Genomic DNA, 23,437 nt, shown 5'->3' with positions numbered 1-23,437 from the left:
CAGGATTGTGGGCGTATTCGTTTAGCGTTGGTCCGGACGCTTGGCGGGCGGCCCATTCTTGTTGCCTGGCGCGCCCTGAATATTCGACGGGTCCTGCGACTGCACGGCGGTGTTGCCAGTGGAGCTCGTCGAACTCGATCCAACGGTCTCACCAGGCTTTGCGGCCGGCCCGTTCTTGTTGCCGGGCTGCCCGGCAATGCCGGCACCCGAATTCTGCGCGCTCGGCGCGGACGAAACGTTAGGCTTGCTGGCCTGCGCCCAGGCTGCTCCAGGCAGCGCGAGAGCGGCGAGGATAACGGCACCTGTGAACTTCATCTCGGTGTTCTCCGACTGATGCCCCATCTACTCGAACGCCGATAACCTGCGTGCGTTCCCTGTCGCATCAACTCGAAAGCGTCGGCTCACCGTGTCACGACCAACTACCCCGGCAGCGGCGCCTCCACGACGTCCAGCAGCGCGCCGAGGCCCTGGCGCAGGCGGCGCGTGGCGATGGTTTCGGTGGCGAGACCGAACACCACGAGGGATCGCCCCGTCATCGCATAAACGTGCCCGAACTCGAATGCGGGCATTTGCCCCTCCGGTTGATTGGTGTCGATCAACCCGATCCAGCTGCGTCCCTCGGCGACTGCGGGCAAGGTGAAATTCACGACGTCGTAATGGGCGTTGTAGATCAGCAGCATGGTTGCGTCCGAGCCGCGGCGCTTGATCCCGGTCTCCTGGGCGCGGCCGTCGAGCAGCAGGCCGAAACATTTGGCGTTACCGTCCTGCCACTGGTCCGTCGTCATTTCCTCCCCGGACGGCGCGAGCCACGTCACGTCCTTCACGTCCAGCTCTTCATTGTGGGAGCCGACCAGGAAGCGGCTGCGGTAAAGAATCGGAAATGCCTTGCGCGTGGCGATCAGCTTGCGCGTGAATTCGCGCAGGCTGCGGCCATTTGCGGTGATGCGGAGCCAGTCGAGCCATGTGGTCTCGTTGTCCTGGGCGTACGCGTTGTTGTTGCCGTGTTGGGTGTGTCCGAATTCGTCGCCGGCAAGCAGCATAGGCGTGCCGTGCGACAACAACATGGTCGCCAGCAGATTGCGCTTCTGGCGCTCGCGCAGCGCCGTGATGTCCGGATCGTCCGTCGGTCCCTCGGCGCCGCAATTCCAGGAATGATTGTCGCTGTGGCCGTCGCGATTATCCTCACCATTGGCTTCGTTGTGCTTGTCGTTGTACGAGACGAGGTCATTGAGATTGAAGCCGTCATGGGCTGTGACGAAGTTGACGCTGGCCCATGGCCGGCGGCCGCGCTTGTTGAAGAGATCGCCGGATCCGGACACGCGCTTGGCGAAGTCCGCGATCGATCCCTCATCGCCCTTCCAGAAGGCGCGCACGGTGTCCCTGAACTTGTCGTTCCACTCCGCCCATCCCGGCGGAAACTGACCGACCTGATAGCCGCCCGGACCGATGTCCCAGGGCTCGGCGATCAGCTTGACGCTGGAAAGCACGGGGTCCTGCCGGCAGGCATCGAGGAAGCCGCCGCCTTCATCGAACCCGTAAGGTTCGCGCGCCAGGATGGTGGCGAGATCGAAGCGGAAACCGTCGACCCGCATCTCGGTCGCCCAGTAGCGCAGGGAATCCGCGACCAGTTGCAGCACGCGTGGATGCGACAGGTTCACCGTGTTCCCGGTACCGGTGTCGTTGATGTAGTAGCGCTGCTGGTCCGGCAGCAGGCGGTAATAGCTGGCGTTGTCGATGCCCTTGAACGAGAGGGTTGGGCCGAGCTCGTTTCCTTCAGCGGTGTGATTGTAGACGACGTCGAGGATGACCTCGACGCCATGGGCGTGGAACTGGTTGACCATGGCCTTGAATTCGTTCGCGAACGGCGTCCTGAGGTAACGCGGCTCCGGCGCGAAGAAGGCAAGGGAGTTGTAGCCCCAGTAATTGCGCAAGCCTTTCTCGACCAGATAGCTGTCGTCAACGAAGGCATGGATCGGCAACAATTCTGCACTGGTAATGCCAAGCGAGCGCAGGTAGGCCGGAACTTCCGAGTGCGCGAGACCGGAGAACGTGCCGCGGTCTGCGTCGGGCACCAGCGGATGCAACTGGGTAAACCCCTTGACGTGCATCTCGTAGACGATCGTCCGCTCCCACGGCACTTCCGGCTTGCGCGCGGCGCCCCAGGTGAAGGCCGGGTCGATGACACGGCATTTCTGCATCAAGGGCGCGCTGTCGCGTTCGTCGTAGGAGAGATCCTTGTCGGCATGGTCGAGCTGGTAGCCGAACAGCTCCGGTCCCCAGCGCAACCGGCCGACCAGCTGCTTGGCGTAGGGATCGAGCACGAGCTTGTTGGGATTGAAGCGGTGTCCAGCGTCGGGTTCGTAGGGGCCATGGACGCGGTAGCCATAGACGGTGCCGGGGCGGGCCGAGGGCAAATAGCCGTGCCAGACTTCGTCGGTATATTCGGGGAGTTCGATCCGCTCCAGTTCGGTTTCGCCGCTGTCGTCGAACAGGCAGAGTTCGACCTTGGTGGCATGGGCTGAAAACAGCGCGAAATTGACGCCGAGCCCGTCCCAGGTGGCGCCGAGCGGAAACGGCTTGCCCTCGCTGATGCGGGAGCGGCGCAGGCTCGAGGCCGCCCGCGTCAGGGTGTCGTCTGAATGTACCGTTTGATCCATCGCTGCCCCCGAATAGCCCCTGAAGAATTTGGTGAGGTTGCCGTCACTTCCGCGTCGCCTGCTCGCCGACGGTCGCAGAAGTAATCACCGCGACAGGAGGCACATCGTCCGGCTTCGGCAGCGTGGTTGCCCTTTGCAGCGCCGCCTCCTTGCTGATAGCCGCAATCGAGTTGCCAATCCGCTCGACGATGCTGGTCAGCTCTGCGTCGGATAGTCCGAGACGCTTTCTGACGAGGCGCACCTGAGTACGGTCGGCCAGGTCGAGCTTGTTGCGGATCGGCTGTGGCTTCGAGCGGCGCATGACGAAAACTCCCGTGTGGAGTTGCAACCGTCGCCCCGGCGATTCCGTTCCCTGTTTGCAACTTGATCTTCCCCAACCCATCGTCGCCGCACCTCGGCCCAAAAGTGCACACAACGCACATGGCGCATCGGTGTGGCGCCGGCCTGAGGAACGAATGCCCACATCTCGGCTTCTCCCGTTGAGCATGCTCAAGCGATCGTAAAATCGAGCCTCGCGAAGCGTGCCGTAACTTCCAGCCATGCACGCAAAGGCGGCCAGGTTTGAGTCACAGTTTGGGAATGGCCGGGCCAGCGCGACACCACGGCCCTCGATGCCTCGACCACGGGGTCTGCTTCAATCTGTGGGCGCCGACGGCGCAATCGGTCGAATTGCTCGAAGCCGGCCGGCCGCCACTCCGGATGATGCGCGACCACGATGGCTGGTACCAGGCGTTGAGTCCCGCCGCGCATGTCGGCACGCGCTATCAGTTCAGGATCAACGAAGACCTGGTCGTTCCCGATCCCGCCTCGTTCTTCCAGCCGGACGACGTCGGGGCCCCGAGCGAGGTGGTGGACACTGCGGCGTTCCGAGACTCGGTGCTCTATCCCGGCCGCCCTTGGGCGGAGGCCGTGATCTACGAGTTGCACGTCGGCACCTTCAGTGAGGAGGGCACCTATGCCGGCGTCGAGAAGAAGTTGCCCTATCTGCGCGATCTCGGCATTACCGCAATCGAGCTGATGCCGCTCAATGATGTCCCCGGCCGGCACAATTGGGGCTATGACGGCGTGCTGCTGAATGCGCCGAATGCGCGCTACGGCAGGCCGGAAGACCTCAAGCGGCTGTTACGCGCGGCGCATGCCCTCGACATCATGGTCTATCTCGATGTTGTCTATAACCATTTCGGACCGCAGCTGAACTATCTGCACCTCTATGCGGAAAGTTTCTTTACCGCGCGCCACAGCACCGGCTGGGGCCCTGCCGTCAACCTCGAGGGACACGACGGCGCGTTCGTGCGCGAGTTCCTGATCGAGAACGCGTTGATGTGGCTGCGCGACTACGGGTTCGACGGCTTGCGGCTCGACGCCGTTCACGCCCTGAAGGACGATTCCGACCGCCATTTCCTGATCGAGCTTGCCGAGACGGTTCGCAGTCAGCTGCCGGACCGGCGCGTGCATCTGATGCTGGAGAACGAGGCCAATCAGGCCCGCCTGCTCGACCGTGCTCAGGGGCGAACCCGGCTCTATGACGCGCAATGGGGCGATGATTTTCACAACGCGCTCCACGTCCTGTTGACGGGCGAGGACGAAGGCTATTATCGCGCGTTCGCAAACAGGCCGCTTGAACATCTCGCGCGAGCGCTCACCGAGGGCTTTGCCTACCAGGGCGAAATCTTTCCGCTGCATGACGAACCGCGCGGCGAGCCGAGCGCGCATCTGCCGCCTGATGCCACCATCTTCTTCGCCCAGAACCACGACCAGATCGGCAACCGCGCGCTCGGGGAGCGGCTTTCCGCGCTGGTCGGTCCGGAGAAGCTGGACCAGGCCATGGCACTGGTTCTCTTGAACCCGCATATTCCCCTGTTGTTCATGGGTGAGGAAGCCGCGGCCGAGACGCCATTCCTGTTTTTCGCAGACTGGTCCGGCGAAGCTGCCGAGCTAACGCGGGAAGGGCGGCGCAAGGAGTTCGCGCACTTCAAGGCGTTCTCGACGCCCGGCATGCGCGCCAGGATTCCGGATCCGTGCGATGAAAAAACCTTCGGGGCATCGAAGCTCGACTGGGCCGGCATCGACCGCTCTCCCGCCAGCGCCAGGTTTCGCGGCCTCACAGCCCGATTGCTGAAGATACGGCGCGAGAAGATCGTTCCGCTGATCAAACGGGGTTTCGTTTCGGCTCATTGCAGGTTGCTGGGGGAGAACCAGCGTAAGGGCGGCCTGGATGCCCGTTGGCGGACGCAGAAGGGAGACATCTTGCAGATTGTTGCCAATTTCGCCGACCACGAACTGCCCATGCCGGCGCTGGTCGCGGGCGAGAGCCTATGGCGATTGGGCGCCGCCGACGCGCCAGCGCTGTTGCCGAGCGACATCATCGTGCGGCTTGGCCACGAGGCGTGATGGAACCGCGAGGAACGCTTCCGAAAGCTTTCCGTTAGCGGAGTAAATCCCTGGAGCCACTCCATGACCGAATATCCAAAGCCGCCTTATCCGTCCCAGCAGCAATCGATGCCCGGTTCGACCCGCGCGATGAATCCACGACCGGATCACGGCGAAGAGAGTTACAAGGGCTCCGGGCGACTGTCCGGAAAGAAGGCAATCATCACCGGTGGCGACAGTGGCATCGGCCGCGCGGTCGCGATCGCCTATGCCCGGGAAGGTGCCGACATCGTCATCGCCTATTTGAACGAGGACGAGGATGCCGCTGAGGTCAAGACGCTGGTGGAGCGCGAGGGACGCAAGGTCGTCCTGATCCCCGGCGACATCCGCAATCCCGATCATTGTCGCGCGATCATCCAGCGCACCGTCGAGGCGTTCGGCGCAATAGACATCCTCGTCAACAACGCGGCGCATCAGGACACGTTCAAGGAGATCGCTGAGATCAGCGATGAGGAATGGCAGCGGACGTTCGAGACCAACATTCACGCCATGTTCTATCTCACCAAGGCTGCGGTCCCCCACATGCGCCCGGGAGCGGCGATCATCAACACCGCGTCGGTGAACTCCGACATGCCGAATCCAACCCTGCTGGCCTATGCCACGACCAAGGGCGCCATTCAGAACTTTACCGGCGGCCTTGCGCAGATGCTGGCGGCAAAGGGCATTCGGGTCAATGCGGTCGCTCCGGGTCCGATCTGGACGCCGCTGATTCCGTCGACGATGCCGGAGGACAAAGTCAAGAACTTCGGCAAGCAAGTGCCGATGCAACGGGCCGGCCAACCGGCCGAACTTGCGACCGCCTATGTCATGCTCGCCGATCCACTCTCGAGCTACACGTCGGGAGCGACCCTGGCGGTCACCGGCGGCAAGCCGTTCATCTGACCGAACCTGCAACGAGAACGTGGCAGCCCCGCGGGTGGGGCCGCCACGTCTAGTACGTCTTCACCAGCACGCCTTGACCAGCAGGTCTCGATCAAGCCGCGCTGGACGCCTTGGCATTGACGCCCTTGCGAAGCGCCACGGTGTTCAGCTTGGTGTTGGCGGCCTTCTCTTCGTTCAGGTTCGTCGTGAGGAAGCGCACGATGTCGTCGTGCCCGAGTTCCTCCGCCCATGCGATCAGCGTGCCGTAGCGGCACATCTCATAATGCTCGACGGCCTGTGCGTTGGCCACGATCGCGGCATCGAGCACGGCCTTGTCCTCGATTTCGCCCGCGGTCTCATCGGCCTCCTTGATGAGGCCGTCGATGGCGGGACAGTGTGTCCCGCTGGGCTCCTTGCCGAGCTTCGCGAATGCCTTGCCGAGCCTGTCGACCTGCTTGTTGGTCTCCTCCAGATGGGCTTTCAAGCCGGCGGCAAGGTCCCTGTTTGTCGCCTTCTCGATCATCTTCGGCAGAGCCTTGAGGATCTGCTGTTCCGCGTAATAGATATCCTGCAGGCCGTGCAGCAGCAGGTCTTCCATCGATTTGATGTCCTTGGTGAAGAATCCCATAAACGACGTCTCCTTTGACAATGATGGAACTGGAACGCTGCACAGCCCTAGCTGTTCCATTCCCGTGATCAGATCAGGAGAGCCGAATGAGCGATGGTGCGGATCATCTTGCGGGCTTGCTCGGACGAGCGGCCATGGACGTGTGGGGTGACATGCCTCGCGACATCCAGGAAGCGCTGTTCGAGACCGCCATGAAGGGGCGTCCTGCGGAGCGGGAAGAGCTCGCGCGACTGCTGCACGAGCGGCATCCCCGTACGCTTCATCCGGCACGGCCTGGCTGAGCCGCGGCAGGAACGATTGTGTCAGAAGCCGATTTGTAAAATGGGCGAGGCGCGGTGAATGGGATTGACGAAGCCCGTGAGCCGTAGCTCGCCCAGGATCAAATCGGTGAGTCGATCGGCGTGACTGAAATGATGATCGGAAAATGGTACGACCCGATCTCCCAGCGATGGATCGTGCCTCGCGAGGAACGTCCGGTGGCGGACTATTCGCAGTCCAACCCGGAGAAGGGGCCGGAAAGCAGCGCATCGCGCGAGGCGCAGCGGATCTGGGACCTGTTGGTCGATTGCTGTGCGCGCGGTTGATGTCCGAGCCGCACCATCATTCGCTTCTACTTGGCAATTCAGAGAGTGATGACATAGACCGCGAAGGCAATGATGAGCGCCAGGCTTACGACGGCGGTGCTGATCAATATCTTGCCCATGGCGCGTCCGTGCTGTCTCGCCGCGTCAATGTAACAGCCGCCATTTTCGTTCCGGAGCGGCAGGTGAAGGTGGCTCCCACTGTTCACATGTGAACACAGGGTGTCGGCACCAAATGGCGTGAACTATATCATTTGATACAGACATGGCTGCGCTCGCACTTATCATCGGCAATCCGGAAAGGCACCGCATGGTGCCATGAGATGGAGACCCGATCGTGCTCAGGCGGCGTCGCGTTCAGCAAACCACCACTCTGCAAGAACGGCTTGCGGAGTTCACCAGGACCATCCGTGAAAAGGCCGAGGCGTTGCCCGACGGCAAGGAGCGGGATGAGCTGATGAAACGGCTCAGAAGCGCCGACGCGGCGTCAAACCTCGACCGTCAATTCGCCGGCAGGGATTGAGCTGGTGGTCTGCCGAGGCGGAGTTTGCGTTCAGCCTCTCCGGCGTCAGCTGCGATACCAACTCGCCAGATTCCAGGTCGTGACGTCCCATCCCGACATGTCGACCATGAGGTTGTTGACGCCTGCGTTGACGATGTTGCGGGATAGAAGCGGCAGGAACACGTTGGCCTCGCAAAAAGCTTCGTCGACCTTGATCAGCAGCGCGGCCCGCTTGACCGGATCAAGCTCGTTCTGCGCAGACTTGTAGGCCTTGTCGGCCTCGGGATCGGACCAGCGCGAGACGTTGCGGCCGAGCCATTTGTTTTCCTTGTTGGAGATCTCCCAGGAGACGCACTGGTTCAGGAAGCGCTCCGGGTCGGGCTGCGGCTGCGTGGTGTTGTACATCTCCATGTCGGCATAGAACTTGGAGTAGGTGTCGGGGTTGCCGACGTCGGACGAGAAGAACACCGATGCCGTGACCGCCTTGATTTCGATCTCGATCCCGGCCTTCTGGCAGGCCTGCTTGATGATGGCCTGCGTCTTCTGACGCGGCGCATTGGTCGAGGTCTGGAAGACGAATTTGAGCTTCTTGCCGTCTTTCTCGCGGATGCCGTCCGCGGCCTTGGCCCAGCCGGCCTCGTCGAGGATCTTGTTCGCCTTGTCGACGTCGAACTCGTATTTCAGCTTCGGCGACTTGAACTGTTTGGGCGCGTTGACGAAGCTCGCGGTGGCGACGCCGCCGCGCCCGTAAATGAATTTCTGAATCGACTCGCGGTCGATCAGCAGATTGATCGCGCGGCGAACGGCGGGATCGGACAGCGTCGGGTGCTTGGTCTTGGGGCTTGAGCGCTCGCCGTCCACCTCGGTCCAGGGGTCCGTCGTGTTGAGGATGATGAATTCGACGTTGCCTGATGGCGTGACGTCGAGCTTGCCCTTGCCGCTGGCCTCCATGCGTTTGAGGACCTCCTCCTCCACCTGCATGTTCCAGGCATAGTCGTATTCGCCGGTCTGCAGCACGGCGCGCGCCGCGGACACCGCATCGCCACCGCCCTTGATCTCGAGCGTGTCGAAATGCGGCTGGTTCTTGACGTGATAGTCGGGATTGCGTTCGGCCCGGATCAGGTCACCCGGCTTGAACTCGACGAATTTGTAGGGACCAGTGCCGACCGGCTTCAGATTGCCGGGCGCTTCGCGCGACTTCGCGCCGACATAGTCGCCGAAATGATGTTTCGGCAGGATCGGACCGACCGAGCCGACGAAGGGATCGGCCCAGAACGGCGTCGGCGCCTTGAACAGCACCTTGACGGTGTGGTCGTCGATCTTCTCGACCGTGATGTCTTTGTAAGACCCCGTAGTGTACGCCGCCGTGGCGAGATCCGAGGCGTATTGCCAGGTGAACACGACGTCGTCGGCGGTGAAGGGCTTGCCGTCATGCCATCTCACGCCCTGCTTCAGTTTCCAGGTCACGCTCAGGCCGTCCGGCGAAAGGCCGCCGTTCTGCTTGGACGGAGCCTCGGCCGCGAGGCAGGGGACGAGGTTGCCGTCCTTGTCCCAGCCGGCGAGCGGCTCGAAGAAGACGCGCGAGGCGATCTGGTCCTTGGTCCCGAGCGCGAAATGCGGATTGAGCAGTGTAGGGGCCTGCCAGAGCAGGATCTTGAGTGGGCCGCCGCCGCCGGCCTTGGTCGGCTTGTAGGGCAGGGTGGCGTCCGCCATCGCCACGTCGTTCCAGACCAGGATCTGGCTCGCGACAGGCGCCGCGATCCCGATCGCAGCCATCGTCTGCATGAACGAGCGTCGCGACAAGGTGCCCTGCTGCACCTCAGTGATGGACTTGCGGATTTCGTTCTCGTTCATCGGATGATCCCCCACTTCAAGGACAAGTCGTCACCGGCCAAGGCCCATCATGTTTGATCATGGGCGAGGCGGCAATGCCACCAAGGTCAGAAAACCCTGCGGCGAAATGACGAATGTGCGGGGAGAGGTCTGACGCCCGGATGGAGCCGAGCGCAACCAGGATAAGTCCAGCCGCGCTGGCGGCGCCCCGGATTGCGCATCGCTCCATCGGGCTACGGGCAACGATCCGTGGGTTTTGTCGTGACGCGTCTCACGCTTGCGCAGATGCATTCGTTCCCCACATGCCGTCGAACGGAGAAGCGTGGTCCGCGTCAATCGGTCAATATGGATTTACATTTCATTGATTTCGCGCCGCGGAGAAGCGAATACGGTTCCAATCATTGCCGAGTCATGGAGACCAAGATGTCGTTCTGTTCCACCCTGATCCTTGCGACCGTGCTCGCCGCCTGGTCGGCCGCCGCTTCAGGCGAGACCATCAAGATCGGCGTGACGCCGGGGCCGCACGCCCAGATCTTCGAGGCGGTGAAGCCGATCGCCGCCAAGCAGGGTCTCGACATCCAGCTCATCGAATTCTCCGACTACGTCGTGCCGAACGCCGCGCTCGATGCCGGCGAGATCCAGGCCAATTCGTTCCAGAACCAACCATATTTGGACAATCAGAAGGCGGACCGTGGCTACAAGATCGAAGCCGTCGGCCTGACCGTGAATTTCCCGATCGGCGTCTATTCCAAGAAGCACAAGGCCTTCGCCGATATCCCCGAGGGCGGCAAGGTCTCGATCCCGAACGATCCGACCAATGGCGGCCGCGTGTTGCTGCTGCTGCGCGACAAGGGCGCGATCAAGCTGAAGGACGGCACGGGTTTCAAGCCGACGGTGCTCGATATCACCGAGAATCCCAAGAAGCTGAAGTTCATCGAGGTCGACGCGGCGCAGGCGCCGCGCGCGCTCGACGACGTCGACGCCGCCGCGATCAACACCAATTATGCAACCCAGGCTGGCCTCGATCCCGTCAAGGATCCGATCCTGCGCGAGGACCCGAAGGGTCCCTACGTCAATCTCATCGCCGTTCGCATGGTCGACAAGGACAAGCCCTGGGTCAAGATCCTGGTGGACAGCTATCACACGGCGGAGGTCAAGGAGTTCATCCTGACCAAGTTCAAGGGCGCGGTTCTGCCGAGCTGGTAGGCAGTCTGCCCAGCCAAAGTTCAGCTCAGGGCGATCCCGGCGGGCGGGCTTGCGTACTAGCCCTGCGCAATGCCCGCTTGTCTGGAGCTGCGGCAACCGACATCATCGGGACCTATCCTCGTCCGACAGGGGTCGTATGAAACGCTTAGCAAACCTGAAACGCCTGGGGTTTTTTACACGGCTTCTCGACGAGGCCCCGCCGGCCGACCGATATCGCTTCGCGGCCGAGCAGATCGTGCGCGCCGAGACGGCGGGCCTCGATTCCGCGTGGATCGCGCAGCACCATTTCCACGAGCGCGAGGGCGGCCTGCCGTCCCCCTTCACCTTCCTCGGTTATGTCGCAGCCCAGACCTCGCGCATCAGGCTCGGCACCGGCATCGTCACCTTGCCGCTGGAGAACGCGGTGCGGGTGGCGGAGGATGCCGCGGTGCTCGATCTGCTCTGCAACGGTCGCTTCGAGCTGGGTGTCGGCACCGGCGGCAATCCCTCGGCCTTTGCCGCCTTCGGCCTCGACAGCGCCCAGCGCAACGAGATCTTTGCGCGCAATCTGGACGTCGTCCGCACCGCGTTGGTCGGCAAGCCGCTCGAAGGTGGTGACACGCTCTATCCGCAGCGGCCGCAATTGGACGACAGGATCTGGCAGGCGACGTTCTCTGTCGCGGGCGGCGCGCGTGCCGGCAAGGCAGGCGATGGCCTGTTGCTGTCGCGCACCCAGCCTCGAACCAAGGAGGCGCCGAAGGCAACGCTCGCCGAGATTCAGAATCCGGTGATCGATGCCTATCTCGAGGCGCTGCCGCCGGGACGGGAGCCCCGCATCATGGCCTCGCGCACCGTCTTCGTTGCCGACGACCGGACTGAGGCGATGCGTCTTGCCGATATCGGCCTGCGGCGCGCGCTCCCGCAATTCCTCAAGGGCGGCCACGCCAAGCCAGGCGAAACGCTCGAGGAGATGATCGCGGCGTTCGACACCCATGTCGGCGCGGCCGACGACGTCATCGCTTCGCTCCGCGCCGACGCCACGCTGGAGCGGGTGACCGATCTCGTCTTCCAGGCGCATTCGGTCGATGCCCCGCATCCCCATATCCTGCGCTCGATCGAGCTGGTGGCGGAGAAGGTCGCGCCGGCGCTGGGCTGGGCGCGGACGGCGCCCGACGTGGCGCTGGCGGGTTAGTCGGAATGAGGTTGCAAGAGGCTGAATGATGGCTACGAAAGATATCATCGACACGCTCGCCGGGATCGAACCGGGTTCGGCTCTGGACGGCATTCGGGCCAAGCGCATCCAGGCGCGCGACAATGCGCAGAAGAGCTATCTCTCGCTGTTCGAGCCGATCGACGCCGGCGATGTCTCGCTGGTGGAGCGCGCCGCGGTCGCGCTCTTCGTGATCGGGCTTCACCGCGAGCCCACGATGGCCGGCTTCTATCGGGCGAAGTTAGCTGCGACCGCCGATGGCGCGCGCCTGGTCGAAGCTGTCGATGTCGAAATCGCGCGGGGCGAGACCTCGGGCCCCTACGGTGCCTTTCCAACCGGCCCCCTGTCTGTCGAAAACAAGGCCGGCTTGATCTACCGCGTCAGCGCGGAGCGCAAGCCCGATCTCGGGGACCGGCTCGCTGCGGCGTTCGAACATGCGCATCTGCTGGTGTTCCGCCCGCGCGATGCGGCCGCCGCCGACATGAAGGCTCTGCTCGCCGCCGGTTGGTCGAACACCGGAATCGTCACGTTCTCTCAGCTCGTTGCGTTCCTGTCGTTCCAGGTGCGCGTCGTCACCGGACTGCGCGTGCTCGGTGCCTCGCTCGGGCGCACCACGAACGCCGCGGCCGGCGCGTAAGGAGGCTGCATCATGAGCGCTGCAAACAATGCCAATCCGCCCGTCGTCTTCACCCAGGACGAACTGGGCTGGGTGTCCTGGATCGACCCGCTGCTCGAAGCCGAGCTGACCGAGCGGCATTTCGCGGGCCTCGTCGATCGCTCCCGTTCCAAGTCCGAGTATTTCCGCCTGCTGGTGCGCGACCCCGAGGTGCTGGAAGCCCGCACCAAGACGGACAAGGACATCTTCTACAACGTCGCCGACGGCCTGCCGCGCGCCGAGCGCGAGCTCGCGGCGGCTGCGACCTCGCGCTACAACGGCTGCATCTACTGCGCCTCCGTGCATGCGCGTTTCGCCAGCACTTATTCCAAGCGCCGCGACGATGTGCAGCGCCTGCTCGACGAGGGCGTCGGCGCCGATCTCGGCGAGCGCTGGAATGCGGTCGTCAAGGCCTCGGTGGCGTTGGCTGCGACGCCGATCGCGTTCAGCCCCGACAATATCGATGAGCTGCGCCGCGCCGGTCTCGACGATGCCGAGATCGTCGACGTCATCAACGGCGCGTCGTTCTTCAACTGGGCGAACCGGCTGATGCTGTCGCTTGGCGAGCCCTCGAAATAGCCAATCTCACCGGCATGGAAATTGCTAGTTGTTTCAACGCCTGACAGGATGGAGCCGTCCATGAGCAACATCGATCGTCGTACCCTGGTCAAGGGCTCGCTTGCCGCCCTGATGGCGGGGGCAGCCTTCTCGCGCGCCGCGCTTGCGCAATCGTCCGAACCGATTTTGCTGGGCGTCAGTGGTCCGTTGACCGGGCCGAACGCACAATATGGCACGCAGTGGAAGCAGGGCTTCGATCTCGCGCTCGACGAGATCGAGGCAGCGGGCGGCATCAACGGCCGCAAGCTCGCCTATAATTTCGAGGACAGCCAGAGCGACCCGCGCCAGTCGGTGGCGATCGCCCAGAAATTCGTCTCCGATCCCAGGATTGTCATGGAGCTCGGCGACTTCTCCAGCCCCGCCTCGATGGCGGCCTCGCCGATCTATCAGCGCGGCGGGCTGGTGCAGTTCGGATTCACAAATTCGCATCCCGATTTCACCAAGGGCGGCGACTTCATGTGGAGCACCTCGGTCAGCCAGGCTGACGAGCAGCCGCTGCTGGCGGCCTATGCCGTCAAGCGCCTCGGCCTGAAGAAGCTCGCCGTGCTGCACCTCAACACCGATTGGGGCCGTACCAGCCGCGACTATTTCGTTAAGGCCGCGAAGGAGCACGGCGCCGAAATCGCCGTCACCGAAGGCTACATCGCGGAGGAGCGCGACTTCCGCTCCACGCTGGTGCGTGTCCGCGACGCCAATCCTGACGGGCTGATCCTGATCTCCTATTATTCCGACGGTGCGCTGATCGCGCGCCAGGCGCGCCAGGTTGGGCTGAAGCAGGTGATCTGCGCCGCGAGCTCGGTCTACTCGCCGAAATTCCTGGAGCTCGGCGGCGAGGCCGTCGAGGATGTTCATGTCGGCACGCGCTACTTCCCGGAAGACCCGCGCCCCGAGGTGCAGACGTTCATCGCCGGCTTCAAGAAGAAATACAACGGGGTGGAGCCCGACGCGTTCAACGCCTACGCCTATGACGCGATGAACATGGCGGCCGCCGTGGTGAGGATCGGCGGCGCCGACCGGCGCGCGATCCGCGATGCCTTCACGAAAGTGAAGGACGTCTCGAGCGTGATCTTCGGCAAAGCGACGTTCGACGTCGAGAGCCGGCGCGTCAAGGGCGCCATGAATGCGGAGCTCGTCGTGCGCAAGGGCCAGTTCGCCCTCTGGGACGGCAAGCCGACCTGAGGGGATCTCCTGCGTGTCTTCCTGGCTCGACTACACGATCAACGGGCTGATCGTCGGTAACGTCTACGCCCTCGTTGCGGTCGGGCTCGCGCTGATCTTCGGCGTCAGCCGGCTGATCAACTTTGCGCAAGGATCGATCTACCTCGTCGGCGCCTATATCGGCTGGGTCGCGGTGGTGCAGCTGCATACGCCACTGCCGCTCACCATCATCCTGGTCGCGGTGGCGGCGGCGCTGGTCGGCTTGATCATCGAGCGGTTCGGCCTGCGCCCGCTGCAGAACTCGGTGCGCATCGCACCGCTGCTGGCGACCATCGGCATCAGCTTCGTGCTCGATCAGCTCGTGATGCTGACTTTTTCGCCCAATCCGCGCGCATTGCCGAGCCAGTTGCCGGATGTCCGCTTCCAGATCGGCGGCGGCACGATCGGCCCGCTCGATCTGCTCATCGCCGGTGTCGGCCTCACCAGCGCGTTGCTGCTGTTCGTGTTCCTGCGCTACAGCAAGCTCGGCTGGGCCGTGCGTGCCACCGCGCAGGACCGCGACGCCGCGATGCAGATGGGCGTCGACGTCAACCGCGTCAATCAGGCCGTGTTCGGCATTGCGGCTGCGCTCGGCGGCGTCTCCGGCCTGCTGGTCGGTATGTACTATAACCAGATCGACACCGCGATGAGCCTGCAGGCGACGCTCAAGGGCGTCGTCGCCGAAGTCGTCGGCGGTGCCGGCAATGTGCCGGGTGCGGTGATCGGCAGCCTGCTGCTGGGATTGGTGGAGAGCTACGGCGTTGCCGTGTTCGGCACCAGCTACCGCAACCTGTTCGCGTTCCTGCTGCTGGTCGTGGTGCTCGTGCTGCGCCCGAACGGTCTGTTCGCCAGCGCACGGCAGGCGCCGCCCGAGCCGCTCACCGGCACTTTCATCGCGCCGAGCCGCCCGGTCCGGATTCCGCGCTGGGCTCTGCTGATCGCTGCCATCGTCTTCGCGATCCTGCCGCTGTTGCCCGTGTCGTTCTACGTGCTCCAGACCCTGATCAACGCCTGGCTGCTCGGCATGCTCGCGCTGAGCCTCACCCTGGTTGCAGGCACGATTGGTCAGGTCTCGCTGGGACACGCCGCGCTGCTCGCGATCGGCGCCTACACCTCCGCGCTGCTGTCGCTCACGTTCGCTGTCCCGGTCGGCCTTGCCATCATCGGCGGCGGCCTGATGAGTGCTGCGCTGGGCACGGCGCTGATCTCGCCGTCGTTCCGGCTGCGCGGACATTATGTGTCAATCGCGACGCTCGCGATCGGCGAGATCGTCTCGCTGGTGATCCTGAATTGGGAGAGCGTCACGCGCGGGCCGATCGGCATCTCCGGCATCCCGCCGCTGTCGCTGTTTGGCTATGAGCTGGTCAGCCCGATTTCGATCTACTGGTTCAGCTTCATCGTGATGGTCGTGCTGGCGCTGCTGCAGGGACGCCTGCTCGGCTCGCATCTCGGCCGCAGCTTTCGCGCCATCCGCGACGACGACATCGCCGCGCGGGCCTATGGCCTCAGCCTGAATCGCTACAAATCGCTGGCCTTCATCTTCGGCGGCTTTGCCGCGGGGGTCAGCGGCGGCATCGCCGCGCATCTCTATTCCTATATCAACCACGAGACCTTCAACACGCAGCAATCCATCCTGGCGCTGACCGTCGTCATCCTCGGCGGTCTCGGCAATGTCGTCGGGGCGATTCTCGGGGCGGTCGCGCTGGTCGGCCTGCCGGAAGTGTTCCGCATCGCGGCGGAGTATCGCATCCTGATCTACGGCATCGTGCTGCTGCTGCTGGTGCGGTTCAGGCCGCAGGGCCTTTTGGGGACGGTGTGATGATGGACGCACACACGGCGATGCTGTCCCTGCGCGGGCTGACGCGGCGCTTCGGCGGCCTCACCGCCGTCGACGCCATCGATCTCGATCTCGCCAAAGGCGAGCTGATCAGCATCATCGGCCCGAACGGGGCGGGCAAGACAACGCTGTTCAATCTCGTGACCGGGCTTGACCTTCCGGACGCCGGGACGGTTCGCTTCGAAGGTCAGGACATCACAGGTTTCTCGCCGGAACGGCTGGCGGCCGGAGGCATCGCGCGGACGTTCCAGCTCGGCCGCGCCTTCGGCAATCTCAGCGTGATGGACAACGTCCTGATCGGTGCGCATACGCGCTTGCGCGCGGTGAAACCGGCAGTGCCGGTGATCGGCCCGCTGCTGGAATTGGGTCTGGCGCTGCTGCGCCCCGCCAGCGTCAAGGCGGAGGAAGAGCGGCTGCGCGAGGAGGTGAAGGTCATTCTCGCGCGCTTCGGCGAGCGGTTGCTGCCGCGTATCGATCAGCCGGCCTACAGCCTCTCTTACGCCAACCGCCGCCGCGTCGAGATCGCGCGCGCGCTCGCCTTGAAGCCGCGCCTGCTGCTGCTGGACGAGCCGACCGCCGGCATGAATCCGACCGAGACCACGGAGATGCAGGGGCTCGTCGCCGAGCTGAAAGCCGAAGGGCTGACGATCGTGCTGATCGAGCACAAGCTCGAAATGGTGATGCGCCTCTCCGATCGCGTCATCGTCATGGACGAGGGCAAGAAAATCGCGGAAGGCCCGGGCGAAGCGGTGCGCGGTGATCCCAAGGTGATCGAGGCCTATCTCGGCCACGGCCTGACGACGAAGCAGGAGAGCGCGGCATGACGAACCCGCCTCCCGATGCGCTGCTCGCGATCACCGACGTCAATACCTTCTATGGTCAGGCCCAGGTGCATTTCGACCTGTCGATATCAGTTCCGCGCGGCCACATCGTCTGCCTGCTCGGCGGCAATGCCAGCGGCAAATCGACCACGATGAAGATCATTCTAGGCCTCGTGAAGCCGCGCTCGGGCGACGTGACGTTCGACGGCACTTCGCTACTGGGACTTACCACGCCGCAGATCGTCCGCCGCGGCATCGCCTCGGTGCCGGAGGCACGGCGGCTGTTCGCCGACATGAGCGTCCGCGAGAACATTTTGATGGGCGCCTTCGTGCGCGACGACCGCGAGGCGATCGCGCAGGATCTCGACAAGATGCTCACGCTGTTCCCGAAGCTCGGCCAACGGCTGTCGCAGCGCGCCGGCTCGCTCTCGGGCGGCGAGCAGCAGATGGTCGCGATGGCGCGGGCGCTGATGAGCCGTCCCCGGATGATCGTGATGGACGAGCCGACCATGGGCCTGTCGCCGCTTTACGTCGACCGCGTGCTGGAGCTGATCCGCACCATCAACCAGGAGGGCGTCTCGGTCTTCATGGTCGAGCAGAACGCCAGCCTCGCGCTCGAGATCGCGCACGAGGCCTATGTGCTCCAGACCGGCAAGATCGTTCTCTCCGGCTCCGCCCGCGCGCTGAAGGACGATCCCCGCATCCGCGATGCCTATCTCGGCGGCTCCGAGGCGGCGTAGCGCCATCTCGGCCTGCATGGTTCGAGACGCCCGCCCTCGGCGGGCGCCTCACCATGAGGGTCTGGCAACCTCGCGGCGAAGCAAGACCTCATCCTAAAGGAGCCCGCGCAGCGGGCGTCCCGAAGGACGCCGCAAGCACTGCTGCAGAACCGTGCCGCCCCTCCGGGATTGCACTGGTCAGTATGACCACCTTATGAAAAGATCATACCGCTCGTGCGATGGGTCGTGCAGCGGACGGAATGATTGGCGTGACGAAATTATCTTTGCGGGCGGTCGACCCCGGAATGATGCTGCTGTTCGGCGGGTTGATCGCGGCCAACATCGGGGCGTGGGCTTGGGCGTTCGCGGCGTTCGGTGACCGGCCGACGGTGATGGCGACCGCGCTGCTTGCCTGGGTGTTCGGCCTGCGCCACGCCGTCGATGCCGACCACATCGCGGCCATCGACAACGTCGTGCGCAAGCTGATGCAGGCCGGCGATGCGCCGCGCAGCGTTGGTCTCTATTTCGCGCTTGGTCATTCCACCGTGGTTGTGGTCGCGACCATGCTGCTCGCGCTGGGCTTGGTGAGCCTTGGCGGCGACAGCCTGCTCAAGGACGTCGGCGGCTTCATCGGCACGTCGGTGTCGGCGCTGTTCCTGCTGGTGATCGCGGCCATCAACCTGGTCATCTTCGCCGGCCTGTGGCGGACGTTCCGGATCGCGCGCGCGCAAGGCATTCACGACGCCGCGCAGCTTGATGCGCTGCTCGCCAGCCGCGGATTGCTGGCGCGGCTGCTCGGCCCGATGTTCCGCCTGGTGACCACGCCGGCGCATATGTACCCGCTCGGCTTCCTGTTCGGCCTCGGCTTCGACACCGCCACCGAGATCGGCCTGCTCAGCATCTCCGCCAGCGAATACGCGCTTGGTGCATCGCTGGCCGACGTCATGGTCTTTCCCGCGCTGTTCGCATCAGGCATGGCGCTGGTCGATACCGCCGATTCCGCGCTGATGGTTAGCGCTTATCGTTGGGCCTTCGTCGATCCCTTACGGAAGCTCTGGTACAACCTCACGATCACCGGTGCCTCGGTCGCGGTGGCGCTGTTGATCGGCGGCATTGAGGCGCTTGGCCTGATCGGGGATCGGCTCGGCCTGTCTGGCGGTGTGTGGACGCTGGTCGACGGCCTCAACGATTCACTCGCGAACGTCGGCTTCGCCGTGGTCGCGCTATTCGCGATTGCATGGCTGGTTTCGGTCATGCTCTATCGCAGGCTATTCGCGCTCGAGCGGCGGCGCACGCCCGATGTGCTGGTGGGCGCCGATGCTACCGAGACAGCGTGAGTCAATCGTGGGCTCAAGCCGAAGCTGCGCTCTCCGCCGGCAGGTCGTCGGCATTGGGATCGCCCGGCGCGGTGGCCCACGCCAATTCCACCAGCGTCACGAACCTGCGGCCGGCGCCGTCGAGCTGGCAGACGATCAGGCCCTGCTCTTCCATGTAGCCGAGCAGGCGCTGAGCCCGGCGCAGCGAATGCGAGCCGTAGGCGCGGGCGATCGCGGCGTCGCCGGGGCAGGGCCAGCCTTCTTTCGCCGCGCGCGCGATCATCATGAACACGCCTTGCATGTCGTCGGGCAGGATCGAGGCGCGCAGCGACACGTCCTGCCAGGCGTCGTCCTCGGCATGCTCGGCGCCGAGCCCGGCGCGTGCGCGTGTCAGCATGCGGCGGAATTCGGTGAGGTCGGGCACCGCCGAGCCGAGTCCCTCGATGCGGCAGCGAACCACGAACTCCTGGTACAGCACGCCGACCGCGCGGAAACCGGCGTCGGGCGCGGCGAGCACGGCACGAAGGGTCCGATCCACGCGTTCGCGCCGTTCGGCAAGCTCTTCGGCACTAATCGGGACCTCGATTATTTCGGGGCCGAGCTCCGGTGCGGCAGCCTTCGCGGCGCGGAGCTGCTCGAGCAGATCGGGCGCGGGCCGGCGCTGCGGCCGGCTGGCATCGGGCGGCGGCGCGGCCAGGATCACGGCGCGCATATTTTCGAGTGCGGCTTCGGGCATCGGCATCAGCCGCGGCGTGGAATTGCGCGGCTGGGTTTCGGTCGCGCCGATGTTCAAACGCAGCGGCCGGCGTGACAGCGCGGGGCCGAGCGCCATGAATTGTCCGCGTTCGAGATCGCGAAACGATTCGGCCTGCCGCCGCTCCATGCCGAGCAGGTCGGCGGCGCGCGCCATGTCGATGTCGAGGAAGGTGCGGCCCATCAGGAAGTTGGACGCTTCCGCCGCGACGTTCTTGGCGAGCTTCGCCAGCCGCTGGGTCGCGATGATCCCGGCAAGCCCGCGCTTGCGGCCACGGCACATCAGATTGGTCATGGCGCCGAGCGAAAGCTTTCGCGCTTCGTCAGAGACTTCGCCCGCGACCGCAGGCGCAAACAGCTGCGCCTCGTCGACGACCACCAGCATCGGGTACCAATGGTCGCGGTCCACGTCGAACAGCCCGCCGAGGAAGGCCGCGGCGCGGCGCATCTGGTTCTCGGCGTCGAGCCCTTCGAGGTTGAGCACGGTGGAGACGCGATGCAGCCGCGCGCGCTCGCCGGCAACCTGAAGGCCGCGTTCGGTGTGATCCTCGGCCTCGATCACGAGATGGCCGAAATGCTCCGCCAGGGAGACGAAATCGCCTTCGGGATCGATGATCGCCTGCTGCACCCAGGGTGCGCTCTGCTCCAGCAGCCGCCGCAGCAGATGTGATTTTCCGGAACCCGAATTGCCTTGCACCAGGAGGCGGGTCGCCAGCAGTTCCTCGAGGTCCATGGCCGCCGCGGCGCCCGCCGTGGTCTGCCCCATCTCGATCGCAACCGTCATGCCCGACTCAAGTCCCATCATTCGCGGACAGGGGCTTATCAATCCGGCCGTGGCGCGTCGAGCACCATGGCGTAAATCATGCGTTGTTGCCCACGGCGGATTTCAGGCGCGATTCGATTGCCGTAGAAGTGCGGGCCGATAGGGCGCTTGCGGACCGGCGTCCTGGGGTATCACTTGCGCGAGTTCCCCCCTTGATGTGCGAAACCGCCATTGCACCGTGCGCTTGGCATGCGCCCAGCCAATGATGGGTGCGGGGCAAAGGGGATCGCGGCCCGTTACAGCGCGCCCGATCCGCCCTGCACGATCTTCTCGTTGAGCTTCAGGTCCACGGTCTCGACCGTGCGGTCGATCTCTGCATTGGGCGCGCCGAGCTGATGCGAGATCAGCTTGACCAGCAGGTCGACGCGCTCGATGAAGGGTGCGCCGCCGGCCACCGCGCGCGCGGCCGATGACGGCTTCAGCAGGCTCTCGGCAGCCTTGGCGTATTTCGCGAACGGCACCTGGTCCTGCGGATCGGCGCCGAGACGCCGGGCGATGGCGTCGACATGCTCATAGATCGTCTGCGAACGCGCGAGATCGCCGTGCACGGCGTCGCGGATCGACTGCGGCTCGTGCGGCGTGATGCAGCGGTAGTTGCCGGTCAGCAGCATCGACCATTTCGCCAGCGGCACGAACAGGGAATCGAACACCTTCAGCTTCACCGGCACGTCGTGGCCGTCGAGGGTCACCGCGTCGATGTCGGCTTCGAGCTCGCGCAGCACCTTGTTGTGCTTCTCGTCGCCGAACACGGAGGCCTTGAAATTCGTGGGCAGGCCGACGTGCAGCACGTTCGCAGCCTCTTCCGGCGGACGGAACGCCTGCGGGTCGGGCGAGCACAGCGTCACCAGCCCGGGCTCGAAGCGCTCCCACACCTGCGCATTGGTGTAGGCCTCCTCAAGATCCATGTCCGCGAGCGAGGGGATCCGCTTCAGATAGGGCAGCGGCGGCATGTTCATGATGGACAGGCACGGCAGCTTCGCCGCGGCGATCCTGACCATGAGAACGCGCACCGTGTGGTTGGTGTATTGCGGCTCCTGCATCGCAAGGCCGACCATGTCGTAACGCGACAAGTCCACATTGGCCGGCGTCACGGCGTCGAGCTTGCCGGGCAGGTCGCGCGAGAAGATGGCGCGGTGAACAGCCTCGTCACGCAACTTGATGCGCACCTCGGTCCCCTCGCGGTTGATCAGCTCCGCGGTCTTGGTGCGGCAGACCAGGGTCACGTTGTGCCCCGCCATCAGCAGCTTCGTGCCCAGCAGGGAGCCGTAGGAAGCCCCAAGAATCAGGATGTTACGCGCCATGTCTCGTCCCTTTGACAATTGTGATTTTTGAGCCCGGCCGTCATCCGCGGGCGAGTTTGGCGGGCATGTAAGGCAAAGTGCGTGAGGATGGCAACTGGGATAATGGATACAAGGCGCGGATCAGCGGGCGGCCCGCCGTGTTGCTTGACGCCGAAAGCAAGACGACGCCAAACCGGCGGCGGTTGTGCAGGGTCGTTGAGTTGCTCAAATAACTGGCTTACCGAAGTAAGAAATGTTGCACATCTCGATCGCCCAAGCTCTCCCAGAACGCGATCATACCTCGTCACGTCTCGCGCGCCGGGTGCGGATGAGCGACTTCGAGGATTTTGTCGCGCCGGTTTTCCTGCGACATTGACTAGCGGAAAGTCCTTTGGCGAAGGCCGTCGGCATCGATCAGGCGGTAACCCGCCGCATTTTTATCGCTGGCGTGATTGGTGGCGCGCCGGATCAGCGTCATGAGGAATCATGATGGAAGCCGACACAGGCGATGCCTTCTCCCTCGTTAAATGAGCTCCAATTTTAGTCGTCCACCGCAACAAAAAACTGCAAACGCGGGACAGCAAAAAATGGCAGAGTGGTGCGGGCCTAAACTGTGTATCAGCAACGGAGCTGAGACGTGACGATTGAGTTGGAGTCGGCGTGCGACTTGTTTTGCGACCGGTTCGTTCGGACTGTAGTCCGTCCGGTCCAGTGCCCCCGCCCGCGAAGGGAAAACGGAACGATCATCGGGACGGCAGACGCAAGCGCGATCACGCACGCGTGCCATCGCATCGAGCAGACATGCAGGGCGTTGCGCTGACAGCGCTGCGCCGAGTCCAAGCAACCGCCGACGCGCCGTTCGGGGACGGACATGGAAGATGATCATTGGCCTCACGGCACGTGCGACGGCGCCGGTCGAAGCCTGGCGTGCTTGCGAAAACGTGCGTCCCATTTTTTTGAAAGCTTGTCCGTCGGGGAACTCGTGCGCGAGGCGCACAGGCATCGGTGGATTTCGGAGTGGTTGAGGATCTCAGGCGAGTACCGGATATTCGCCGAATCGGCGCGCGTAACCAGTTCAGCTCAGATCGTGCGGGAAGCGTGGCTGTGCTCGCTGACGGCCCTTGAAGTCGCGAGGAACCTGTCTTGGCCCGGAGATCCCGGGGGTACCGACCTCGTAGACAAGGTCAGACTCTGCCTCCGGGGCTTCGAGGAGGACGCCGGTTCGGCGATCGAGCGTGTGGAGATCGACTGCTTTGATCAAGGCTCGCTTGCGGGCTACTTTCTGCCGGCGTTCCCCGATCGGTCTTTCGCACCCGCGGTTATCTGCGTCAGCGACGAGGACATCACCCTCGGCTCGATGATGAGCAGGCTGTTGCCGGCTTCAGGGCGACGGAACGTGTCACTCCTGCTCGTTGATGCCGGCGATTCATCCGGTCGTAGCCCCTTCAAGCCGGCGCATATTCTTCAATGCTGGCTGGATTACCTGGAAGCTCGTCCGGACGTCGATTCGCAGCAGATCGCGGTCTACGGC

Annotated in this window: 22 protein-coding genes and 1 pseudogene; 16 read left to right on the top strand and 7 right to left on the bottom strand. The window is 64.1% G+C overall.

Going from position 1 to position 23,437, the window contains the following annotated elements; genetic code table 11:
• Nucleotides 1-21 precede the first annotated feature (21 nt).
• From IVB32_RS18725 to IVB32_RS18715, 3 genes are all read right to left on the bottom strand, one after another.
• The gene (locus IVB32_RS18725) at nucleotides 22-315 is read right to left on the bottom strand and encodes a hypothetical protein (protein ID WP_247337721.1); all 294 of its coding nucleotides are present in this window, start codon (nucleotides 313-315) and stop codon (nucleotides 22-24) included.
• 104 nt (nucleotides 316-419) lie between these two features.
• Nucleotides 420-2,657, bottom strand: coding sequence for a glycogen debranching protein GlgX (gene glgX / locus IVB32_RS18720; RefSeq protein WP_018453927.1), 2,238 nt, complete (start codon nucleotides 2,655-2,657; stop codon nucleotides 420-422).
• Between the two features lie 43 nt (nucleotides 2,658-2,700).
• Nucleotides 2,701-2,958: a DUF3606 domain-containing protein gene (locus IVB32_RS18715; RefSeq protein ID WP_018453928.1), complete on the bottom strand. Its 258-nt coding sequence runs from the start codon at nucleotides 2,956-2,958 to the stop codon at nucleotides 2,701-2,703.
• A 278-nt stretch (nucleotides 2,959-3,236) separates the two neighbouring features.
• Between IVB32_RS18715 and treZ the strand changes: the two genes are divergently transcribed.
• Both treZ and IVB32_RS18705 read left to right on the top strand, forming a co-directional pair.
• Nucleotides 3,237-5,048 (top strand): malto-oligosyltrehalose trehalohydrolase, encoded by a 1,812-nt coding sequence (gene treZ / locus IVB32_RS18710; RefSeq protein WP_247410961.1) that lies wholly within the window; start codon nucleotides 3,237-3,239, stop codon nucleotides 5,046-5,048.
• A 63-nt stretch (nucleotides 5,049-5,111) separates the two neighbouring features.
• On the top strand, nucleotides 5,112-5,969 hold the full coding sequence (locus tag IVB32_RS18705) for an SDR family oxidoreductase (RefSeq protein ID WP_018453930.1): 858 nt from the start codon (nucleotides 5,112-5,114) through the stop codon (nucleotides 5,967-5,969).
• Between the two features lie 91 nt (nucleotides 5,970-6,060).
• Here the strand turns inward: IVB32_RS18705 and IVB32_RS18700 are convergent, their stop codons facing one another.
• A complete protein-coding gene (locus tag IVB32_RS18700) occupies nucleotides 6,061-6,576 on the bottom strand; it encodes a ferritin-like domain-containing protein (protein ID WP_018453931.1) in 516 nt (171 codons plus the stop codon).
• Between the two features lie 86 nt (nucleotides 6,577-6,662).
• Between IVB32_RS18700 and IVB32_RS18695 the strand changes: the two genes are divergently transcribed.
• From IVB32_RS18695 to IVB32_RS18680, 4 genes are all read left to right on the top strand, one after another.
• Nucleotides 6,663-6,857, top strand: a complete 195-nt coding sequence (locus tag IVB32_RS18695) for a hypothetical protein (RefSeq protein ID WP_007614011.1) — start codon at nucleotides 6,663-6,665, stop codon at nucleotides 6,855-6,857.
• A 120-nt stretch (nucleotides 6,858-6,977) separates the two neighbouring features.
• On the top strand, nucleotides 6,978-7,160 hold the full coding sequence (locus tag IVB32_RS18690; RefSeq protein WP_143273038.1) for a hypothetical protein: 183 nt from the start codon (nucleotides 6,978-6,980) through the stop codon (nucleotides 7,158-7,160).
• On the top strand, nucleotides 7,160-7,372 hold the full coding sequence (locus tag IVB32_RS18685; RefSeq protein WP_143273036.1) for a hypothetical protein: 213 nt from the start codon (nucleotides 7,160-7,162) through the stop codon (nucleotides 7,370-7,372). Before IVB32_RS18690 ends, IVB32_RS18685 begins: the two co-directional genes overlap by 1 nt.
• 122 nt (nucleotides 7,373-7,494) lie before the next feature.
• Nucleotides 7,495-7,680: a hypothetical protein gene (locus IVB32_RS18680; RefSeq protein ID WP_018453934.1), complete on the top strand. Its 186-nt coding sequence runs from the start codon at nucleotides 7,495-7,497 to the stop codon at nucleotides 7,678-7,680.
• 45 nt (nucleotides 7,681-7,725) lie between these two features.
• On the opposite strand, the gene IVB32_RS18675 is transcribed toward IVB32_RS18680, so the two are convergent.
• The gene (locus tag IVB32_RS18675) at nucleotides 7,726-9,513 is read right to left on the bottom strand and encodes a peptide ABC transporter substrate-binding protein (protein WP_247337723.1); all 1,788 of its coding nucleotides are present in this window, start codon (nucleotides 9,511-9,513) and stop codon (nucleotides 7,726-7,728) included.
• Between the two features lie 390 nt (nucleotides 9,514-9,903).
• On the opposite strand from IVB32_RS18675, the gene IVB32_RS18670 reads away from it, so the two are divergent.
• The 9 genes from IVB32_RS18670 to IVB32_RS18630 all read left to right on the top strand — a co-directional run bounded on the left by IVB32_RS18670 (nucleotide 9,904) and on the right by IVB32_RS18630 (nucleotide 19,071).
• The gene (locus IVB32_RS18670) at nucleotides 9,904-10,698 is read left to right on the top strand and encodes a MetQ/NlpA family ABC transporter substrate-binding protein (protein ID WP_247337724.1); all 795 of its coding nucleotides are present in this window, start codon (nucleotides 9,904-9,906) and stop codon (nucleotides 10,696-10,698) included.
• 136 nt (nucleotides 10,699-10,834) lie between these two features.
• Nucleotides 10,835-11,869 carry a putative FMN-dependent luciferase-like monooxygenase gene (locus IVB32_RS18665; RefSeq protein ID WP_204512174.1) on the top strand — a complete coding sequence of 345 codons (1,035 nt, stop codon included), beginning with the start codon at nucleotides 10,835-10,837 and terminating at the stop codon, nucleotides 11,867-11,869.
• A gap of 28 nt (nucleotides 11,870-11,897) precedes the next feature.
• A complete protein-coding gene (locus IVB32_RS18660; RefSeq protein WP_204513992.1) occupies nucleotides 11,898-12,524 on the top strand; it encodes a CMD domain protein in 627 nt (208 codons plus the stop codon).
• Between the two features lie 12 nt (nucleotides 12,525-12,536).
• A complete protein-coding gene (locus IVB32_RS18655) occupies nucleotides 12,537-13,121 on the top strand; it encodes an alkylhydroperoxidase domain protein (RefSeq protein WP_085348494.1) in 585 nt (194 codons plus the stop codon).
• Nucleotides 13,122-13,181: 60 nt separating this feature from the next.
• Entirely contained in the window at nucleotides 13,182-14,339 is a 1,158-nt protein-coding gene (locus IVB32_RS18650; RefSeq protein WP_026232631.1) for an ABC transporter substrate-binding protein, read from the top strand.
• 13 nt (nucleotides 14,340-14,352) lie between these two features.
• Complete coding sequence (locus IVB32_RS18645) at nucleotides 14,353-16,176, top strand: ABC transporter permease (RefSeq protein ID WP_247337725.1); 1,824 nt, start codon at nucleotides 14,353-14,355, stop codon at nucleotides 16,174-16,176.
• Nucleotides 16,176-17,018, top strand: a complete 843-nt coding sequence (locus IVB32_RS18640; RefSeq protein WP_247366663.1) for an ABC transporter ATP-binding protein — start codon at nucleotides 16,176-16,178, stop codon at nucleotides 17,016-17,018. The genes IVB32_RS18645 and IVB32_RS18640 overlap by 1 nt, the downstream gene beginning before the upstream one ends.
• Complete coding sequence (locus IVB32_RS18635) at nucleotides 17,015-17,755, top strand: ABC transporter ATP-binding protein (protein WP_085357560.1); 741 nt, start codon at nucleotides 17,015-17,017, stop codon at nucleotides 17,753-17,755. Before IVB32_RS18640 ends, IVB32_RS18635 begins: the two co-directional genes overlap by 4 nt.
• Before the next feature lie 284 nt (nucleotides 17,756-18,039).
• Complete coding sequence (locus IVB32_RS18630; RefSeq protein WP_247366714.1) at nucleotides 18,040-19,071, top strand: HoxN/HupN/NixA family nickel/cobalt transporter; 1,032 nt, start codon at nucleotides 18,040-18,042, stop codon at nucleotides 19,069-19,071.
• 13 nt (nucleotides 19,072-19,084) lie between these two features.
• On the opposite strand, the gene IVB32_RS18625 is transcribed toward IVB32_RS18630, so the two are convergent.
• Together IVB32_RS18625 and IVB32_RS18620 are read right to left on the bottom strand one after the other, a co-directional pair.
• Complete coding sequence (locus IVB32_RS18625) at nucleotides 19,085-20,587, bottom strand: ATP-binding protein (RefSeq protein WP_247366660.1); 1,503 nt, start codon at nucleotides 20,585-20,587, stop codon at nucleotides 19,085-19,087.
• Between the two features lie 275 nt (nucleotides 20,588-20,862).
• On the bottom strand, nucleotides 20,863-21,927 hold the full coding sequence (locus IVB32_RS18620; protein ID WP_247337727.1) for a 2-dehydropantoate 2-reductase: 1,065 nt from the start codon (nucleotides 21,925-21,927) through the stop codon (nucleotides 20,863-20,865).
• 850 nt (nucleotides 21,928-22,777) lie between these two features.
• Here IVB32_RS18620 and IVB32_RS18615 point away from each other — a divergent pair.
• Nucleotides 22,778-23,437: pseudogene (locus IVB32_RS18615) on the top strand (alpha/beta hydrolase); the annotation flags it as partial.

It is taken from the genome of Bradyrhizobium sp. 23 (genome assembly GCF_023073295.1).
Lineage (GTDB): Bacteria > Pseudomonadota > Alphaproteobacteria > Rhizobiales > Xanthobacteraceae > Bradyrhizobium > Bradyrhizobium canariense_D.
The sequence above is the reverse complement of the archived record's forward strand: the minus strand, read 5'-3'. Positions and strand labels throughout refer to the sequence as shown.

What these genes read in the sequence shown, in the direction of transcription:
- IVB32_RS18725 (WP_247337721.1), bottom strand. Translation starts at nt 315, where the DNA reads ATGAAGTTCACAGGTGCCGTTATCCTCGCCGCTCTCGCGCTGCCTGGA.
- glgX (WP_018453927.1), bottom strand. Translation starts at nt 2,657, where the DNA reads ATGGATCAAACGGTACATTCAGACGACACCCTGACGCGGGCGGCCTCG.
- IVB32_RS18715 (WP_018453928.1), bottom strand. Translation starts at nt 2,958, where the DNA reads ATGCGCCGCTCGAAGCCACAGCCGATCCGCAACAAGCTCGACCTGGCC.
- treZ (WP_247410961.1), top strand. Translation starts at nt 3,237, where the DNA reads ATGGCCGGGCCAGCGCGACACCACGGCCCTCGATGCCTCGACCACGGG.
- IVB32_RS18705 (WP_018453930.1), top strand. Translation starts at nt 5,112, where the DNA reads ATGACCGAATATCCAAAGCCGCCTTATCCGTCCCAGCAGCAATCGATG.
- IVB32_RS18700 (WP_018453931.1), bottom strand. Translation starts at nt 6,576, where the DNA reads ATGGGATTCTTCACCAAGGACATCAAATCGATGGAAGACCTGCTGCTG.
- IVB32_RS18695 (WP_007614011.1), top strand. Translation starts at nt 6,663, where the DNA reads ATGAGCGATGGTGCGGATCATCTTGCGGGCTTGCTCGGACGAGCGGCC.
- IVB32_RS18685 (WP_143273036.1), top strand. Translation starts at nt 7,160, where the DNA reads ATGTCCGAGCCGCACCATCATTCGCTTCTACTTGGCAATTCAGAGAGT.
- IVB32_RS18675 (WP_247337723.1), bottom strand. Translation starts at nt 9,513, where the DNA reads ATGAACGAGAACGAAATCCGCAAGTCCATCACTGAGGTGCAGCAGGGC.
- IVB32_RS18670 (WP_247337724.1), top strand. Translation starts at nt 9,904, where the DNA reads ATGGAGACCAAGATGTCGTTCTGTTCCACCCTGATCCTTGCGACCGTG.
- IVB32_RS18665 (WP_204512174.1), top strand. Translation starts at nt 10,835, where the DNA reads ATGAAACGCTTAGCAAACCTGAAACGCCTGGGGTTTTTTACACGGCTT.
- IVB32_RS18660 (WP_204513992.1), top strand. Translation starts at nt 11,898, where the DNA reads ATGGCTACGAAAGATATCATCGACACGCTCGCCGGGATCGAACCGGGT.
- IVB32_RS18655 (WP_085348494.1), top strand. Translation starts at nt 12,537, where the DNA reads ATGAGCGCTGCAAACAATGCCAATCCGCCCGTCGTCTTCACCCAGGAC.
- IVB32_RS18650 (WP_026232631.1), top strand. Translation starts at nt 13,182, where the DNA reads ATGAGCAACATCGATCGTCGTACCCTGGTCAAGGGCTCGCTTGCCGCC.
- IVB32_RS18640 (WP_247366663.1), top strand. Translation starts at nt 16,176, where the DNA reads ATGATGGACGCACACACGGCGATGCTGTCCCTGCGCGGGCTGACGCGG.
- IVB32_RS18635 (WP_085357560.1), top strand. Translation starts at nt 17,015, where the DNA reads ATGACGAACCCGCCTCCCGATGCGCTGCTCGCGATCACCGACGTCAAT.
- IVB32_RS18630 (WP_247366714.1), top strand. Translation starts at nt 18,040, where the DNA reads ATGATGCTGCTGTTCGGCGGGTTGATCGCGGCCAACATCGGGGCGTGG.
- IVB32_RS18625 (WP_247366660.1), bottom strand. Translation starts at nt 20,587, where the DNA reads ATGACGGTTGCGATCGAGATGGGGCAGACCACGGCGGGCGCCGCGGCG.
- IVB32_RS18620 (WP_247337727.1), bottom strand. Translation starts at nt 21,927, where the DNA reads ATGGCGCGTAACATCCTGATTCTTGGGGCTTCCTACGGCTCCCTGCTG.